We start from the raw sequence: 16,532 nt of genomic DNA, 5'->3' as shown, positions 1-16,532 counted from the left end.
TCTACTGTCTTGGCCAAAAAGCCTTGATTTTCAGCGCTCCGATGCTCACATACTTCTATGTATGTTCCGCTTCGGTGCTCGCCAATCAAGGCTTTTTGACGCAAGATAGCGATAAGTGCACAGAACCTGGGTTTATTTTAGTTTAGTGAACCATATAACGAGTAATATTTGAGAGAATGAGATGAGCGACGTGTTTGATGATGACGATTTAGATGAAGTGGATCCTTTCCTGAGTCCCGAAGAGGAAGTTGATGTTGAAATGCCGGAAAGCTCAATTCTGGATGCCCGCAGACGTCTTGAAAATATGCTGGAAGAAAAGCGCTTGCGTGATGAGCTTGATGATTTTGTGGATTATTGATTCTGATGACTGAGCTCATTTTTGCCAATGAAAATGGGCGTGCTCCTTTTTTTGCTGATGACAGAATTTTCCTGGGGGAGGGGCTTTTTGAAACGCTGCGTGTTATTCATGGAAAGCCTTGCTACCCCCAACTTCACTGGCAGCGTCTTCAACAGGCTGCATTTTCTCTAGGCATCCCTTTTACCCTTTCCTTTGAATCCTGGCTTAATAACCTTTTGCACTGTATTAAGTTGGCTGCCCTGCAAGACGGGGGTATTAAAGTGATTTTGGGCGGAGGAGATGCGCCAAGGGGATTAACTGAGCGCAGTCAGGAATCCTGTTTAATTTTTAATGCATTTCATTATGACAATGATTCTCGGGCGCTTAAGCTTCTAGGTGCACCCTGGCTTCGAGATTCGCAAAACCCGGTTTACCAAATTAAGTCAATTAACTACCTGGAAGCAATTATTGCTCGTCGTTATGCTGAGGGGATGGGAGCAGATGATGTTTTATTTTTTAATTTTGCTCGCCATGCAACTGAAACGTCAGTGGCTAATCTTTTTGTCATTAAAGATGACCAGCTTCATACTCCCCCGTTAAATAGTGGCTTATTAGCCGGCATCATAAGACATCGGATATTAGCTCTTTGTCAGGAGAGTGGTATTGTTTGTAAGGAATCTGAATTAGACAGAAATGAGCTGCTTCAGGCTGATGCTATGTTTCTATGTAACGCCCTGCAAGGCATTCGCAAGGTATATTCGTTTGAAAATACGCTATTTGCGACGAGCCATCCGCTAATTATTTTGCTGCAAGAATTGTTAGCCAGGGACAAAGCGATTAATTGACTATCATAAGCGGCGGCGTTGATAACGCCTGAAGAGTTTAATGCTGAGAAACAACAGGCCTAATGCCAGCAATGCAATAATGCCTGAGCCTTTATACAGGGGTGTTTGATGAATTAAAACATCCATGCCCGCATATCCGCAATAAGTATAAACAATTTCAGCGGGGGTTAAGAAAATAAAAGTGGTAATGACGTAATGACTGAACTTAATTTGCGTAAGCCCAAGACCATAATTCACCAGCCCGAAAGGTATGATGGGGACTAAGCGCAGCAAGGCGACAAATTGCCAGCCATTTTGCTCTACCCCGGTGATAAGCTTATCCATTCGCGAGCCTCTTTTCGAGGCAAGCCAGTCAGTAGCCCAATGTCTGCTGATTAAAAATGCACAAGCAGCCCCTATGGTTGCGCCAAGCAGATTGAGAAGGGTTCCAAACAAAGGGCCGAACAATGCGCCCCCGGCAAGGGTAAGAACCATCGTTGGCAGCAGTGAGATGGTAGCAATACAATAGAACAAAAAAAACAAAAGCGGCGCAAGCCAGCCCAAGTTCTTGATGCTATCCAGTATGATTGGCGCATTCTGCTGAAAAGCATAGGCACTGGCAATAAATGCCATGACCGCCAATAGGACGCAGAATACTTTCATTAGCAAAAATTTCCATACAGCATATTCTCACTTTATTACAGAGAACCTATTTGAGCAAGTTTACGCTTAATAAATTTCCGACCTTCCACTGAGAATAGCAAGAGGGATATTATTTCCAGTTACTTCTTTTCCTATTTCAGATTTAGGAGAAAAGAAGGCCTCATTTGCTGAAGAAGGGGAAACGGGTGAGGTCATCTTGTTAAGCTGAGTTGCCCATAACCTATACTGATCCTCGGTCAAATAGACCTTCAGCTTTTCAAGCAACTGACGTCCTTTTGTAGTATTTTTGGGGTCTTGCATGAATTGAGAAAAATAGTGGACGGCTAATTGGGAATAAGTCTTTTGAGCTATGAAAGTAGAACGATTTAAAAGCATCATCGGTTTTTGATGGGAGGTCGAAATTGCAGCATCGTATAGACGATCGGCTTTTTCAATATCTCCTTTGCTTGTAGCAAATATCGAATTGATTCTCAGATCAGGATTAGTGTTTAACGATTGTAATTCAGCAGAGTCAATGTTTGCATTGCTTGCTGACCAACGCAGTATTTTTTGTTGATTGGTTTTAACTTGTTCAAACCAGTCATCAGCAAGATTAGTGGTGATACAGCTATGTTGTAATCTGGGGATTAGATTATAGAAAATTATATCCAATTGTTCAGAGTTTAATTGGGGGTGGTTAATCAGCTGATAAAGGGAACGAAATGCCAGCTGATTTGCCTGATTTTCAGTTGCGGCATCGTAATTAGCAGCAGCTTTATTCGCCGTAGTAAGACAGTCTTGAATCACTGAGATTAATGAGGTTGTTTCCGGGTTGTCATCTGATAGCTTCGGTAAAGATGATAAGTCTTTTGTGTCGTAAAAAGTAACCTTATTAAAAATATAGTCTAATTTAGACAGTAATTGAGGTTGCCTGTCATTAACCCGGGCAAAGATCCAATCCCGCTCCATAGGACTATGATTATATTTGCTGCGAATAGCGCGTGCTGCTGCCAAACCATCATTTTCTGAATTTGCGGCATGCATCAGAATCATCAATGCACTATGTTCTGCTCGTTGATATTCAGTTGGCACCAGCATGCCATGAGCATGAGGGTTAATCAACTCTACTCGATTATCAGGATGTTCAAGTTTAGCGCTCGCTCCAAACCTTAGCTTATGAAGGGCAGTTTCTACCAGGAAGTTCAATGTGAGGTGTTCCATTTCGTTGGGTTGTCGATTAATTGGGTAATTGTATAAAATTTCCTCACAAGCCAGTCGTGTTACCTGAATAAGAAGGGGGTGGCTCAGGCTGAAATTCTTTTTTGCAAAGTCCAAGGGGATACCCTCAGGAGGTTTGCCTTCGAGCTTCTCATAGACAGGCTTGTAAGCATCATCGAGTTTCATAGTGAAAATTAGCCTCAATAAATGGCTATTTTCTGAAATCTCTGCGGTTGAACCTAATATGGCTATTAACTTATGAATCGCATAGAGGGTATCTAATTCACCTTCATTGCTTGTGGGAGGAACAACACTCTTTATTAATGTACGAGCCATCAGATGATGTTCTATGTATTCCTGGGGTTTAGGGATTTCATGTTGATCCTCGAGATAAAGCGTAAGGTGGTAACGAAGACAGGTCTTGGAGTCTTCTTGGAAAAGCGCATCCAAATGCTTGCGGTACGTTTCCGGGGATAATAAGAATTTTATTGCATTAAGTTGTTCTACTTTAAGTTGGACAGCATTAATTTCAACCTGGGGAAATTTTTTTAAAAATTGGGTTAGCAAGGCGTTGTAAGCTTCAAATCCCAGCCTTGGTTTAATTGCTCCCAGCCGTTTAAGTATTGTCTCCGGTTGATCATCAGATGTTTTTTGCATGCGCGCCTGAATGTCTACAAGTGCTTTGTGAGGATTAAAAAAAACAGCTTCCTGGAAATTTTCCTCATTGAGAAACTTTATTTCGCTGGTTTCTGAGTTGTCAGGTAAGGACAATAGTTCTACTTTGGGTGGCGTGATATCTTTTTCCAGCGTCTGCCTTAATGCTGAACCTGGCTGGAAATTTATTCTGATTGGTAAGAAAAAGGAGATGATGCTCCATAACCAATTCAGGTTTGGTATCCAGCTCCATCCTTGATTATGTTCATCAGACAATAAGGTTTTTCTTCTTTCCTCAAATTTGTCTAAGCGGGAGGATGCGCTTTTGCTGGTATTGATTTCTTGAATTAACGTGTTGATTAATTGTTTAATTCCCTGAATTTTACCATTGGTTTCCTCAGGCAATTCTAACTTGTTCAAGTAATCTATTTTTTCTTTGCCATTAGCAACTTTAAATTGCCATGCAAGTGGGAGATTTAATTCCTCTAATGCTTTTTCAAGCTTGGCTTCGAGTTCTTGCTGTTTTTTTCGGCGTTTTGACTCTGTTTCGAGTTCTTCCAGCAGTTCGTATTTTAATTTGAGGCGATAAGTTTGAGTTGTTTTAATTGCTTCTTTCCATGCCATTAATTGGGCTTCATCTGAATTATATTCAAACATTTTTCCTCTCGAAGATTCTTAAAAAGTTTAAATTTTATTCAAATATGATAGCTTAAAACGTTTAGGTTGATTGTTAAGTTATTGTAAGTTTTTGCATCAATAATTAACTTAAAATCAGACTGCAAATAGAGAGTTGCTAAATTTTTTGCATTAGGGTGTTGAAATGAAGCAAAAATAATAATATTACTTAATAAAGTCTTAATTTTTGTTTGCTATGATGAAATCATAAACGAATGCCAGGAGGTCCAATGGCAAGTAGTACAAACCTGATGTTAGCCAAGATGAATTCATCTTCTAAAGCGCATGAAGAGCAGTTGTCAGAAACTGTAACTGAAGCGGCAGTTTGTGCGTCTGGACTGGCTCCCTCCAACCCTCTTCATGATTCTGATAAAAAAGAATTATCTATAGCGGAAATATTAAATCAATGCCTGACTAACAAGAATAAACTTGATAAAACTCCCATGTCTTGATTTTGTTGCCCTGATGTTCAAAGATCGTTTTTACCTTGTCTTTATGAAAGTGAATTAGGAACTCTACTTTTTTCTAACGCTGCTCCTGTTATCTATTGCTTGAATTCTCGATGCTGAAGGATATACTTTAATGTAGATAGCAAATTGGCACGAGGCTTGTATGGCAGCAGGAGGTTTTTCTGAAACCACCCATTGGCGGGATTCGGCGAGAAGCGCACGTTTTTTTATGGTTGATGCAAGAGCCGCCTTTCCTATTTTTCTCTTTTTAATGCATATCAGGGTTTGGACCGGTGTGCTGGTTCTGGTTTCAGCAGTACTTTTTGGTATTATTGAGCATTATGGCTTTACTGTCCCTGTTTTTTTAAGGTGGCTGAGAAGCCTCCTTGCGGGCCCGATCAAATCTTCTCGACCATGGTGGCGGTAAATGGAAATAGATATTCGTAAAAGTATGGCGTTGATTGCTGCAAACATGAATGCCAAATTTTATTTAAATGATCGTTTTGTGAGTTATGATGAGGTATTTTCTGATACAGGATTACTTCCTGCCATTGCCCGTCGGGCAGATCAATTATGCTCCCTTTGTCTGGGCTATGGATTAGGGGCGACGTTTGATGAAGCAGAAAGCGCCTTATTAGGAATACGGGTTGTCTTTGATGAAGTAACCCCCAATTCCCTGAGGCTGCTCTGTATGACTGATGTCTTAAATGAGTTAATTCAGGGAGGGCCGAGCAAAGATTATACGCCACTGGATGAACTGATGTATGACTAGATTTAGCTCCAGACTTATACTATCCTCAGTGTTAAGAAATAATGTTTTTGTATTTTTTGAATAATTTATCATTAGGCTTGACCGTGGCTAATGAATTTAGGCGAATAATAAAAAAAGTAAATTTCAGCATTTCTTAAGTTTGTCTTAAGCAAGGATCTGTTAATCTAAGCTTATTAATTTTATAAATGGGAGCAGTGGAATGAATGTAAGGGTATCGGAGCAAGGGTTGTTTTCCTCCCCGAAAGCTGCTGGCCGAAATGAGGGGAAGATTGCGGCTATTACTGCTGCAGATGCGCAGGCTGTAGTTGGGGAATTAGATAAATTAAGAAGAAAAACAGAAATAGCAGCCCAATTTAATGATACTAATAAAATTGGTTATAAGGTTTTAACTACTTGCCAGAATGAAGTGAAAGCACAGTTGGCAGGAGCAGAGGCAGCATTAAGCTCAGAGAATGCTACGGAAGGACCCCAACAAGATTCTCATGCTTCAGGACCTTCATTTAAATAATCATAAATTAGATGAGGGCAACCGCATACTTGGATTCAATTAACAACACATTACGTCTTTGCTAGCGTAAGCGAAGCCTTCGTTAAGGCTCTGTACTGGATTGCTTCACTTGGTTCGCAAAGACGAAAAACAGAGATATTTTCAAAGTATGCGGTTGCTCTGTAAATTAGATAACTGTATTCGGCGTTCCTTGCTGAATACTGTTATAATCTTTCTACACTCTTCGTTTTAGTTGACGTGTTGGACGTCTAAGATTTCTTTTCATGAAAGATGAGTTAACATCACAACAAGTAGAAGCCATTTTAAAGGCTTTGGATGAGGCTATTGAAACTGGTCCATGGGATGAGTCTAATTTTCTGCGCGTGATTGGTAAAAATTTACGTGAAATCAGAGATAACTTTGTCAGTCAGTCAGGTTCGCAAGGCCGGGAAAAAATACAGACGGAATCTAACCTGGCAAACCGTGTTGCTTTGCGTACCGGGCAACAAGAAGTCTTTATTGGACTTTATTCTACGGAAGGTAATAGCCTGCAAGCCTGGGAACGTATCCTTGCCAACTTACCTCGTCAAATTATTTCAAGACCGATCTATTCTTCTGAAGAAGATGTTAAAAATTTAATTAAATCAAAAGAAAATAAACTTAATGAAGCTTATGTTGCGGCATACATTAACCAGAGTGATATTTTACCGATGACTCCGGAGAAAATGCCGAGTGACCGATTCGGAAGACCGTTACTTTCGCTTAAAGATCGTGCGTTAAATATTGAAAATATCAGCCGGTTTGTCCATTTAACCGGAGTTTACCAATATAGAAAGGGACGTCTAATAAAAAATTCTCAAACTGAATCAAGTGAATAGTCGCACCATGCCTAAAGTGGGTATATACTTCACTTAATACTAAATTTTTAATTTCTAGATTAAGCGGATGGCTCAACAACCACAACAACAAGGCGGCGATAACTCAATGGCACCAGTCTGGATTATGGTGCTAGTGTTTTTTGCGGCTTTTTTTATTTGGAAACTAGGGCATCAGTATATTGTTTCCTTTGTTTTTTATCTTAACATTGCCCAGGCAAAACTAATTACTTTTTTTATTCATGATGCCAAACTTGATAATGATGTTTACATTATGCAGACAATCGATCCGGCCACGGTAGGTTGGAATCAATTTTTGGATTTGGCTCGTGGTGTGGGGGATTACATTCGTTATCCGGTGGCGATTATCCTTATTTTTTGTTCCATACTTCTTTATAAATCAAATATTACGCTTAAATTTCGTCGAGCGCATAATATGAAAACGTTGCGTGCACAGGAGCAGCATAACTGGCGGGCGATTATGCCAATAGTAAAAGAAGACTTGGTCAGTATGGATATTAATAAAGGGGCTTGGGCGATGGCGCTTACGCCAATGGAATTCGCCCGGAAGTATAAACTATTAAAAAAGGACGATGCGCTTCTGGACAATCCTGTACCGGGACAGGAGATGACCGCAGGGGTCAGAAAAGGAGATGCAAAACGAGTTTTTACCTTGCAACTAGGGCCATATTGGGATGGATTTGATCGTTGTCCCCCTCAAGTAATCGCATTGGCTGCTGTTTTTCTGGCTCGTATGAACAGAGACAGAAGTTCAGCCGCCATGATTTTAAATACATTGGATAAGGGTTCTGTTACAGGTAAATTTGATTTTTCAGTGGCAGTACCAATATTAAAAAAATATCAGAATTCAGAAAGCGTGCAGGAAATTCTGGCTAAACATGCTTATCTTCTTACTGTCATGGCTTCTTTATTGGAGGCTGCCCGCGAGGATGGTGTTGTTCCAAGCGCAGAATTTTTATGGCTTAAGCCTATAGATCGACGATTATGGTATATGCTTAATTGTGTAGGGCGTCAAACCCCATTTGCTGAAGTTGCAGGCCCCTTTGCTCATTGGCGCGCTGAAAAGGTGATGGGCAGGCGTTCTTTAGTACCTATGATAGATGAGGCAATTAAGGCACTCGAAATCGCAATAAAAGAGGTTAAATTAACCCCCAGAGAATTGCAGGAGTTAGAGCCATGATGCGTGGTATTGATTCACGTCATGAAATAGATCCAACACAGCTTTTGCGTGATACCCGAACGCTTGGCCAGCGTTTTGCTGATTTTTTTGCAGACCCTACTAATGTTTCTATTGTTTTGGTTTCGTTGGCAGCATTCACCTATTATCTATCTGAGATATCGAGCCTGATGCTGATCGTGGGGGGGATAGCCTTCCTCTATTGTTATTCCAAGAAGCAAAAATTGCCGTTCAGGTTACCCATGATTGCCAAGGTTAAGGATTACAATGACTTAAAGCCAGGGATAGGGACGCCTAACATTGCCAGAGGGATTGCCTTTTTTGGTAACGACCGTAAAACAAAGGAAGAACTTTGGTTTTGCAATGATGATTTAAGAACGCATGCGCTAATTTTTGGCTCTACCGGTAGTGGTAAAACAGAAGCCCTGGTTTCACTCGCGTACAACGCTTTGGTGCAGGCCAGTGGTTTTATTTATGTTGACGGAAAAGGGGATAACTCACTGTACGCTAAAGTCTTCTCGATGGTACGCAGCATGGGGCGAGAAGATGACTTATTACTGATTAATTTTATGACAGGCGCAAGGGATATTGTAGGTCCTCAAGAACGACGGCTTTCAAATACCCTTAATCCTTTTTGCCAAGGTTCTTCAAGTATGCTTACCCAGCTTGTAGTCAGCCTTATGGGATCTTCCGGCCAGTCTTCAGATGGTGATATGTGGAAAGGGCGTGCCATCAGTTTCGTTGAAGCTTTAATGAAATTATTGGTGTATATGCGTGATGAGGGGGCTATTTTACTTGATGCAAATACTATTCGTAATTATTTTGACTTAAGTCGTCTTGAATCAATTGTTCTCGATAAGGTTTTTCCTCGTGATGATCAGGAAAGTATTAATATTGAATCAGTGCCCAAGTTAATTACTGACCCGCTGCGCAACTATGTATTTAACTTGCCTGGCTACAATAAAGAGAAAAAAGGAAAACAGGTTTCCCAGGTATTGGAACAACATGGGTTTATCACCATGCAGCTGGTTCGGGTGTTCTCCTCTTTGGCAGATACTTACGGACATATTATCCGTACTAACCTGGCAGAAGTGGATTTCAAGGATGTAGTGCTTAATCGGCGGATACTGGTGGTATTATTACCTGCTCTGGAAAAATCACCCGATGAATTATCTAACCTGGGTAAGGTCATCGTTTCTTCCTTGAAAGCGATGATGGCTGCCGGTTTAGGTGATCAGGTTGAGGGGGATTATCGCGATGTTATTGAACGAAAGCCCACTAATTCGCCAACTCCCTACATGTGTATCCTTGATGAGTATGGTTACTATGCTGTTCAGGGGTTTGCGGTTGTACCGGCTCAGGCGCGTTCTCTGGGATTTTCGGCTATTTTTGCCGGACAGGACTTACCAGCATTCCAAAAGGCTTCAAAAGAAGAAGCTGCATCAATTGGTGCGAACACCAATATTAAAATTTGTATGAAGCTTGAGGATCCAACTGAAACGTGGGATTTCTTTACTAAAACGGCAGGGGAGGCTTACGTTACTAAAGTAGATTCTTTCCAGACTAAAGATACCAGCATGACAAACAGTTATCTGGATACAAAGAGCTCTTCTTTTGAAAAACGCTCCCGTATTGATTTACTTGATCTAAAAGAACAGACTGAAGGTGAGGCGCATATTTTCTTTAAATCCAAGATTGTGCGTGCCCGTATGTTTTACGCTAATCCCAAACCGGTTAAGCAATTAAAACTCAATCAATTCTTAAAGGTAGAGCCGCCTCCTGATGATTATCTGATTAAACTGCAAAAGCAGTTATCAGGGTTTCAACGGGTGCTTGAAAGCGGCGATCTCAGTATTAATAAAGCGGTTGAAACAGAAGAAATCAGTTTAATAACCAAAGTATTGCATGAATCCAACATTGCTGAGCCTATTGAACGTGGTGTAGCTGCTTTGCTGGCATACCACAGTCATAACGAACCTGCTCCTGTAGAAGAGATAGTAGAGGAAGAAGAAGAAGGTGTACTCACCATCTTTAATAAACTGAAAGTTTCCGCAGATGGATTGCCTGTCCTGGCTAAAGATATCGAGCAATTCTCAGAACCGCTACTGGCAATTAGCAATACAAGAGATTACCTGTCCACCATCGAGCGTTTCAGTGGGGCAAAAGATAAATATGCCGGTACAGTGGCAAATGAACTGATTAAAGATTTTCAAACAGCAACAACCTACCCCCCTCAAGAACGAGATGAGGTGGATCCAGGTGAATTAGCCCAAATAGTGGATAAGATTTCTGACAAGATTATTGAGGAACGTGACAAAGCAAATGCCAAGGCTTCTGAAGAATTATAAATGGTTTTATTCTAAATTATCTGCCAGTATCAGGTTAGTTAGTAATTATTTTGCCATTCATTAAAACCAGTCCATTTGAATTTTATTAATAACTGCTTGTAACATGGTGATTTGTATGTTTTTATTTGATGGAATGGGAATTTCATGAAAGAGGTAAGAGGTGAGACAATTGCGTGTTGGCTTACTGTTTTTTTCAACAGGGTATGCCGTTTTACTGGCACTTCTTCTGTTGCTGGCAGGTTGTACTGGCAGGCCATACATAATTCGGGATGATGATCCTCAATTACCAAGAAAGGTGGCGGGTACCTCTGATAAAGCAGTTATAGGATTACAAAAAAGCCTGGCAAAATGTGGTGTAAAAGTTGTTACTATTGGTTCAGATTATTTAATAAGCATACCATCTGCTGCCTTGTTTCCTGATCAATCGCCGCGATTGACCTGGGCGTCTTATGGCTTATTAAATAATGTCGTAAAATTTTTGAAACAATTTCGCAAAGTAGCTGTCCATGTAACCAGTTACAGTAGCAAGTATGTGTCTCCGAAACGTGAGCATGCTTTAACGTTAGCCCGATCAAGAGCTGTGGCTGATTACTTATGGTCACAAGGAATAGATAGCCGGTTTATCTTTACAGTTGGCGCTGGTAGTGATAAACCTATAATGGCCTATACTCAGGGGGGAGATAAGTCGCCAAATTCACGTATTGAAATCACTTTTAGAGATGCAATTATTTAGCTGAGAATGAAATGGCACGAGAAACTTGGGATTCGATAAAGTATTCTAAATCTTTTTATGTTCATACTTACCGCAAGGGAATAACCTATGTGTTGATCTCGCTTGCGATAAATCTTCTTTTGGGGGTTGCAATTTACTATGTGCATTTTAATCAGCCAGAGCGTGATTTTTACGCAACCAATGGAATCTCTCCTCCGGTTAAATTAACCCCATTGGATGCACGTAATGATTCAGGCACAGCTTTGCTTGAGCCAGACCCTGTTAATGATGATGAACCAAAAGTCATCCCGCAATAGACGAGGAATATTATGGCTGAAGATGCTTTAACAACTGTAGCGACAAGAAATGCTTTCTACCGGGATGGCCAGCGAAAGATAATGGTTATACTGTTGATTTCTATTTTGATGAATATATTGTTAGCCTCATTATTGGCTTATCTGTTAACCCACCCTCCTGCGCCCAAATATTTTGCTACAAGCATCAATGGCAGGATTACGCCGTTATTCCCTTTAAATGAGCCCAATCAATCGGATTCAGCAATACTGCAATGGGCAAATCAGGCCGCGATTGCAGCCTTTACTTACAATTTTGTAAATTATCGTCAGGAATTACAGGCTTCATCCGGATTTTTTACCTCAGAAGGGTGGTCCCAATTCTTAAATGCCCTACAGCAATCGAATAACCTGGATGCAGTAAGGGCAAAAAAACTAATCGTGTCTGCTGTTGCTACACGTGCACCTATTATTCTTCAAAAAGGTATCTTGAATGGCCGTTATTCCTGGCGGGTACAGATGCCAATTTTAGTAACCTATCAAAGTGCCAGCGAATTTTCTCAACAAAATAATGTGGTGACTATGCTCATAACCAGAGTATCAACATTGAACTCTCCTCGTGGCATAGGGATCTCCCAATTTGTCGTAGGACCAGCTAGTGGCGGAATAGCGAATGAATAAAAAGAAAACAGGGTTGCACTGGATTGGGCTTATATTAATTTTATCAAGTAATGTTATGCCTTTATCTCATGCCGCTGATCAATCTGATTCGGCGCAGCAGGCGTTACAGCAACTGCGTTTGTTACAGCAACGTTTAGCCCAACCCCAGACCCCTCAAGGACAACAGGCTGGACAGCAGACGGCTACTCCGGCAGCCACCACAATACCGGCTGCACCAACACCTGCTGCTCAAGCAGCAGCTCAGGCACCAGCAGTGCAACGACAACAACAAGCCCCAACACCAGAAGCGGATAATGAACTGGTTGACAGTCAGGCGTTTGAGGGTGTTACCCGTCAATTATTTCCTTTGACTCCGGAGCAATTAATGCGGCTGAAACAGCTTTATCATGCATCTGAATATGCTCAATCTGCTACAGCGGGAACCCCTCCAAAACCAACAGCCACTTCGCAATTTGTAAATTTATCTCCAGGTTCAACTCCACCGGTAATCCGATTATCTCAAGGGTTTGTTTCTTCTCTGGTGTTTCTTGATTCTACAGGTGCTCCCTGGCCTATTAGTGCCTATGATCTTGGGGACCCTGCTGCTTTTAATATCCAGTGGGACAAAACAGGCAATACCCTGATGATCCAATCATTAAAGTTATACACCTATGGAAATCTTGCCGTTAGATTACGTGGTCTCAATACTCCGGTCATGTTAACGTTAATTCCTGGGCAAAAAGCAGTTGATTATCGTGTTGATTTGCGGGTTCAGGGATACGGCCCAAATGCCAAGAGTATGCCTATGGAAGAAGGAATCCCCCCGAATGTAAGTGATCTTTTATTGCATGTGTTGGATGGTGTGCCTCCACCGGGGAGTCAGCGTCTGACCGTAAGCGGTGGCGATGCGAGAGCCTGGCTTTTAAACGACAGGATGTATGTAAGGACAAATCTGACTATCCTGTCTCCTGGCTGGATAGGTAGTATGACCAGTGCAGATGGAATGCACGCTTATGAAATGCAAAAATCTCCCGTGTTACTGGTTTCCTGGCACGGAAAAGTCATGCAGCTCAAGGTAGAAGGGTTATAATCAAATGGCAGGAAAAAAAGAAAATCTCAAGGCGCTGTTTACCAATACCCGTACCCGGGTAATTATTGTATTTACTGCTCTATTGCTGATAGTTGCTGTTGTAATTGGTATAACCAAGTTAAGAAGCATGGGAGAGGTTGGGCCTGCCCCAACTGCTGTTGTATCTACTGTTCCTGATATTGAATCTATTCCTGGAGCCCTGGATCCTACGGTACAATATGCAAAATTGGTGCATGAACAAAATATAGCCCAGGCTGAGACGGCAGCCAAGACAGGTGGAAGTGCTATTCCAACGATTATTCGTACCCAGGAACTGGGTGCTGGTGTAGAGGCTGTAGGTCCTCCGCTAGGAGAAGGAGCGGTTGGATTTGCGACACTGGCTCGTGAAGATGAGGCAGGCGCACAGCGTAGCTTATGGATTCAGTCACTGCAAAACAATAATTGCAGCAGAGCCGCAATAACCAATGTAGTAAATCAGGGTGCCACCCTTACTGATTTAAAGGCAGCTTGTAATTGTACTCAATTGAGGGAGGGCGGCTACCAGATTCGGGAACTGGAAGCAGTCTGTTCCTGTAGAGAGTTAAGGGCTGCGGGATTTAATGCACGTCAATTAAAAGATGCGGGATTCAGTGCCGGACGATTAAGACTTTGTGGTTTTGATGCCTGTGAGCTGAGAAGTGCTGGTTTTACTGCTCAGGAAATGAAAGATGGAGGCTTTACTGATGGTGAATTAAAAGGAGCCGGTTTTTCAGATGCTGACATTGCGAAGGCGAGTGGTTTACCCGATGGCATTACCGAAGCGGATGTCCGCAATGCGGGTTGTCAGGCGGATGCTTTAAGGCGTTTGCATGATGCAGGTGTCACTGCAGCGGCTATTCGCCGTATTAATGGTTGCAGCGCGGCTCAATTAAAGGCAGCAGGCTATAACGCTCAGGATTTAAAAAATGCAGGGTTCAGTGCGGCTGATCTGAGAAATGCCGGCTTTACCCCCTCAGAACTCAGGCAGGCCGGTTATAGAGCCAGGGATTTACTTAATGCAGGATTTACTCCTGATGAATTAAGGAGTGCAGGTTATACACCAGGCGAAATAGAAGCCGCGGAAGCCGAGTTACCGCCAGGAATTACTCCATCAGATATTAGAAGCGCAGGTTGCGATATTGAAGCATTAAGGAAAGAGCGGCTTGCCGGGGTCAGTGCAAAACTTATCAGGCAATATGCAGGGTGTAATGCTAGCGCTTTGAAGGCGGCAGGGTTCACCGACAATGATCTGGCAAATGCTGGCTTTACCCCGGCACAGATTGCTGCAGCAGGTCCTGTCGATGATGATACCATTCGCGCAGCAGGTTGTGATCCTGTTAAATTGAGAGCGCTTTTGCTACAAGGGGTTTCCGCGAAAAAAATACATGACTTAAATGGCTGTAGTATTGATGCTTTAAAAGCAGCCGGCTTTGATGCAAAAGAACTGGCAGAGGCAGGTTTTACGCCCCAGCAGCTTTTAGCGGCAGGATTTACACCTGCTCAGATTCGGGCTGCGCCCGGGGTCTCTGATGAGGCAATTCGTGCGGCAGGTTGTGATCCTACTAGATTAAGGTCTTTATTTAATCAGGGGGTTTCAGCCAAACGCATACGTGATTTGAATGGTTGTAGTGCTGAAGCGTTAAAGAATGCCGGTTACGATGCTAAGGCTTTATCAGATGCAGGCTTTACTCCTGAACAATTGCTGGCTGCAGGCTTTACACCTGAGCAACTAAGGCAGTCAGGGGTAGGAACTGCGGCAGCGATTGCTGCGGGTAGAACGGCTGATTGTAGTGTGGCTTCATTAAGAGCGGCAAGAGCAGCTGGTGTTTCTGCTGCTACAATTAAGCAAACTCTTGGATGCAGCGCAGCCGCAATGAAGGCAGCAGGTTATACCGCAGCAGAATTAAGAGCTGCAGGCTTTACTGCTGCTGAACTTAAGGATGCAGGTTTCACTGCCGCTGAGCTCAAAAATGCAGGTTTCAGTGCTCGAGAACTACGGGCGGCAGGGTTTAGTGCAGCCGATCTTAAGAATGCAGGTTTTACTGCCAGTGAATTAAAGGATGCTGGCTTTAGCGCAGCTGATCTAAGAAACGCTGGTTTTACTGCTAGCCAGCTTAAAGCAGCTGGATTTAACGCCAAGGACTTGAAGGATGCTAGTTTTACCGCAGCACAACTTCGCCAGGCAGGTTACTCAGGCAAAGAGCTGAGGGATGCAGGGTTTACTGCCGCTGAGCTTAAAAATGCAGGACTTAGTGATGCAGAGCTGCAGGCAGCGGGTTTTCCAGATTCCCAGATTCCAGGATTACAGCCTGTTACTCCACCAGCAGTTACCCCCTCTGCAGTGCCTGGACTCCCTGCAGTCCCTGGCGCTGTACCACCAGATCAAGAAGCGGCTGCTGCAGCCCATGAACAGCAATTACAGGCTATTTTAAGACGACAAAGTCAGCAGCTGGCAGATCAGCGATCCCAGCAAAAAATTCAGCAACGTACCTCACAAATGCTAAACGTCGCAAATCAGTCACTGCAAAATTGGCAAAAAGTTTCTGTGCAGGCTTTTGTTGCCGGGTCTGAAAAAGAGGAAGAAGATAGAAGAACCGGGACAGGCATTGCTATAGGGAGAGGTTTTGGTACTCGCGGAGGTTCTGCTAATGGACAAGCAGCAGATGGAAGTGGCCTTGCAGGAGAGGGTTCTGCGCAACAAGCCGTTATTAAAACAGGGGATATTCTGTTTGCTGTGATAGATACCTCAGTAAACAGCGATGAGCCAGGCCCCATTTTGGCTACGGTTGTTTCAGGCCGATTGAAGGGGACTAAATTAATTGGTAGTTTCAACCTGCCAAGTAATGCAGATAAAATGGTTATTAGTTTTAATACAATGTCTGTTCCCGGCGCTGCAAAAACAATTTCAATCAGTGCTTTTGCAATTGATCCTAATACGGCAAGAACGGCTTTATCGAGCAGGACTGATCACCATTATTTATTACGTTATGGTTCTTTGTTTGCCTCCTCTTTCCTTGAAGGCTTTGGAAATGCTTTCCAGTCAGCCAATACTTCTGTGACCATTGGCGGCACGGGAGGGGGTGATAATATTACGGTACAAAATGGTATTGGACGTTCAGCTCTGGAGAATGCTGTTATTGGTCTTGCGACTGTTGGAAAAAGCTGGGGACAGGTTGCGCAACAACAATTTAGTCGCCCTACTACGGTCGAAGTGTATTCAGGTACAGGGGTGGGTATATTGTTTACTCAGGATGTCACCTCACTTTAACTTTAGATAAGC

At 42.6% G+C, this 16,532-nt stretch carries 16 protein-coding genes; 14 read left to right on the top strand and 2 right to left on the bottom strand.

All coding sequences use genetic code 11. The features are described 5' to 3' along the window. The first annotated feature begins 181 nt into the window (after positions 1 to 181). Together E1O65_RS12515 and E1O65_RS01445 are read left to right on the top strand one after the other, a co-directional pair. Positions 182 to 358 carry a hypothetical protein gene (locus tag E1O65_RS12515; protein WP_165474870.1) on the top strand — a complete coding sequence of 59 codons (177 nt, stop codon included), beginning with the start codon at positions 182 to 184 and terminating at the stop codon, positions 356 to 358. 5 nt (positions 359 to 363) lie between these two features. Continuing rightward, the gene (locus E1O65_RS01445; RefSeq protein WP_133131818.1) at positions 364 to 1,182 is read left to right on the top strand and encodes an aminotransferase class IV; all 819 of its coding nucleotides are present in this window, start codon (positions 364 to 366) and stop codon (positions 1,180 to 1,182) included. A 3-nt stretch (positions 1,183 to 1,185) separates the two neighbouring features. Here the strand turns inward: E1O65_RS01445 and E1O65_RS01440 are convergent, their stop codons facing one another. Further along, positions 1,186 to 1,824 (bottom strand): TVP38/TMEM64 family protein, encoded by a 639-nt coding sequence (locus E1O65_RS01440; RefSeq protein ID WP_133131817.1) that lies wholly within the window; start codon positions 1,822 to 1,824, stop codon positions 1,186 to 1,188. A 66-nt stretch (positions 1,825 to 1,890) separates the two neighbouring features. Then, entirely contained in the window at positions 1,891 to 4,332 is a 2,442-nt protein-coding gene (locus E1O65_RS01435; protein WP_133131816.1) for a hypothetical protein, read from the bottom strand. A 248-nt stretch (positions 4,333 to 4,580) separates the two neighbouring features. Between E1O65_RS01435 and E1O65_RS01430 the strand changes: the two genes are divergently transcribed. The 12 genes from E1O65_RS01430 (at position 4,581) to dotG (ending at position 16,520) form a co-directional block, all read left to right on the top strand. Beyond that, positions 4,581 to 4,802 carry a hypothetical protein gene (locus tag E1O65_RS01430; RefSeq protein ID WP_133131815.1) on the top strand — a complete coding sequence of 74 codons (222 nt, stop codon included), beginning with the start codon at positions 4,581 to 4,583 and terminating at the stop codon, positions 4,800 to 4,802. A gap of 160 nt (positions 4,803 to 4,962) precedes the next feature. After that, positions 4,963 to 5,226, top strand: a complete 264-nt coding sequence (gene icmT, locus E1O65_RS01425) for an IcmT/TraK family protein (RefSeq protein ID WP_133131814.1) — start codon at positions 4,963 to 4,965, stop codon at positions 5,224 to 5,226. Next, positions 5,227 to 5,571, top strand: coding sequence for a type IV secretion IcmS family protein (locus E1O65_RS01420; RefSeq protein WP_133131813.1), 345 nt, complete (start codon positions 5,227 to 5,229; stop codon positions 5,569 to 5,571). It begins immediately after the preceding gene. Between the two features lie 199 nt (positions 5,572 to 5,770). Beyond that, positions 5,771 to 6,079: a hypothetical protein gene (locus tag E1O65_RS01415; protein WP_133131812.1), complete on the top strand. Its 309-nt coding sequence runs from the start codon at positions 5,771 to 5,773 to the stop codon at positions 6,077 to 6,079. Positions 6,080 to 6,342: 263 nt separating this feature from the next. Then, positions 6,343 to 6,936 carry a Dot/Icm secretion system protein IcmQ gene (icmQ, locus tag E1O65_RS01410; protein WP_133131811.1) on the top strand — a complete coding sequence of 198 codons (594 nt, stop codon included), beginning with the start codon at positions 6,343 to 6,345 and terminating at the stop codon, positions 6,934 to 6,936. Positions 6,937 to 7,003: 67 nt separating this feature from the next. Continuing rightward, positions 7,004 to 8,134 carry a type IVB secretion system coupling complex protein DotM/IcmP gene (gene icmP, locus E1O65_RS01405; RefSeq protein ID WP_133131810.1) on the top strand — a complete coding sequence of 377 codons (1,131 nt, stop codon included), beginning with the start codon at positions 7,004 to 7,006 and terminating at the stop codon, positions 8,132 to 8,134. Next, positions 8,131 to 10,479, top strand: a complete 2,349-nt coding sequence (locus tag E1O65_RS01400) for a TraM recognition domain-containing protein (protein ID WP_133131809.1) — start codon at positions 8,131 to 8,133, stop codon at positions 10,477 to 10,479. The genes icmP and E1O65_RS01400 overlap by 4 nt, the downstream gene beginning before the upstream one ends. Before the next feature lie 160 nt (positions 10,480 to 10,639). Further along, positions 10,640 to 11,212, top strand: coding sequence for a type IVB secretion system protein IcmN/DotK (gene icmN / locus E1O65_RS01395; RefSeq protein WP_133131808.1), 573 nt, complete (start codon positions 10,640 to 10,642; stop codon positions 11,210 to 11,212). 11 nt (positions 11,213 to 11,223) lie between these two features. Continuing rightward, complete coding sequence (icmM, locus tag E1O65_RS01390) at positions 11,224 to 11,508, top strand: type IVB secretion system protein IcmM/DotJ (RefSeq protein ID WP_133131807.1); 285 nt, start codon at positions 11,224 to 11,226, stop codon at positions 11,506 to 11,508. A gap of 12 nt (positions 11,509 to 11,520) precedes the next feature. Next, entirely contained in the window at positions 11,521 to 12,165 is a 645-nt protein-coding gene (locus E1O65_RS01385) for a type IVB secretion system apparatus protein IcmL/DotI (RefSeq protein ID WP_133131806.1), read from the top strand. Beyond that, complete coding sequence (locus tag E1O65_RS01380) at positions 12,158 to 13,234, top strand: DotH/IcmK family type IV secretion protein (protein WP_133131805.1); 1,077 nt, start codon at positions 12,158 to 12,160, stop codon at positions 13,232 to 13,234. The genes E1O65_RS01385 and E1O65_RS01380 overlap by 8 nt, the downstream gene beginning before the upstream one ends. A 4-nt stretch (positions 13,235 to 13,238) precedes the next feature. Beyond that, positions 13,239 to 16,520 (top strand): type IVB secretion system protein DotG/IcmE, encoded by a 3,282-nt coding sequence (gene dotG, locus E1O65_RS01375; RefSeq protein ID WP_133131804.1) that lies wholly within the window; start codon positions 13,239 to 13,241, stop codon positions 16,518 to 16,520. The last annotated feature ends 12 nt before the right edge of the window (positions 16,521 to 16,532 follow it).

It is taken from the genome of Legionella sp. W10-070 (assembly GCF_900640175.1).
In the GTDB taxonomy this organism is placed as follows: Bacteria; Pseudomonadota; Gammaproteobacteria; order Legionellales; family Legionellaceae; genus Tatlockia.
Note: the sequence above shows the minus strand (reverse complement) of the source record. Positions and strands in the feature narration are given on the sequence as shown.

Excerpts from the sequence above, each read along its gene's own strand:
- E1O65_RS12515 (WP_165474870.1), top strand. The coding sequence starts at position 182 with ATGAGCGACGTGTTTGATGATGACGATTTAGATGAAGTGGATCCTTTC.
- E1O65_RS01445 (WP_133131818.1), top strand. The coding sequence starts at position 364 with ATGACTGAGCTCATTTTTGCCAATGAAAATGGGCGTGCTCCTTTTTTT.
- E1O65_RS01440 (WP_133131817.1), bottom strand. The coding sequence starts at position 1,824 with ATGAAAGTATTCTGCGTCCTATTGGCGGTCATGGCATTTATTGCCAGT.
- E1O65_RS01435 (WP_133131816.1), bottom strand. The coding sequence starts at position 4,332 with ATGTTTGAATATAATTCAGATGAAGCCCAATTAATGGCATGGAAAGAA.
- E1O65_RS01430 (WP_133131815.1), top strand. The coding sequence starts at position 4,581 with ATGGCAAGTAGTACAAACCTGATGTTAGCCAAGATGAATTCATCTTCT.
- icmT (WP_133131814.1), top strand. The coding sequence starts at position 4,963 with ATGGCAGCAGGAGGTTTTTCTGAAACCACCCATTGGCGGGATTCGGCG.
- E1O65_RS01420 (WP_133131813.1), top strand. The coding sequence starts at position 5,227 with ATGGAAATAGATATTCGTAAAAGTATGGCGTTGATTGCTGCAAACATG.
- E1O65_RS01415 (WP_133131812.1), top strand. The coding sequence starts at position 5,771 with ATGAATGTAAGGGTATCGGAGCAAGGGTTGTTTTCCTCCCCGAAAGCT.
- icmQ (WP_133131811.1), top strand. The coding sequence starts at position 6,343 with ATGAAAGATGAGTTAACATCACAACAAGTAGAAGCCATTTTAAAGGCT.
- icmP (WP_133131810.1), top strand. The coding sequence starts at position 7,004 with ATGGCTCAACAACCACAACAACAAGGCGGCGATAACTCAATGGCACCA.
- E1O65_RS01400 (WP_133131809.1), top strand. The coding sequence starts at position 8,131 with ATGATGCGTGGTATTGATTCACGTCATGAAATAGATCCAACACAGCTT.
- icmM (WP_133131807.1), top strand. The coding sequence starts at position 11,224 with ATGGCACGAGAAACTTGGGATTCGATAAAGTATTCTAAATCTTTTTAT.
- E1O65_RS01385 (WP_133131806.1), top strand. The coding sequence starts at position 11,521 with ATGGCTGAAGATGCTTTAACAACTGTAGCGACAAGAAATGCTTTCTAC.
- E1O65_RS01380 (WP_133131805.1), top strand. The coding sequence starts at position 12,158 with ATGAATAAAAAGAAAACAGGGTTGCACTGGATTGGGCTTATATTAATT.
- dotG (WP_133131804.1), top strand. The coding sequence starts at position 13,239 with ATGGCAGGAAAAAAAGAAAATCTCAAGGCGCTGTTTACCAATACCCGT.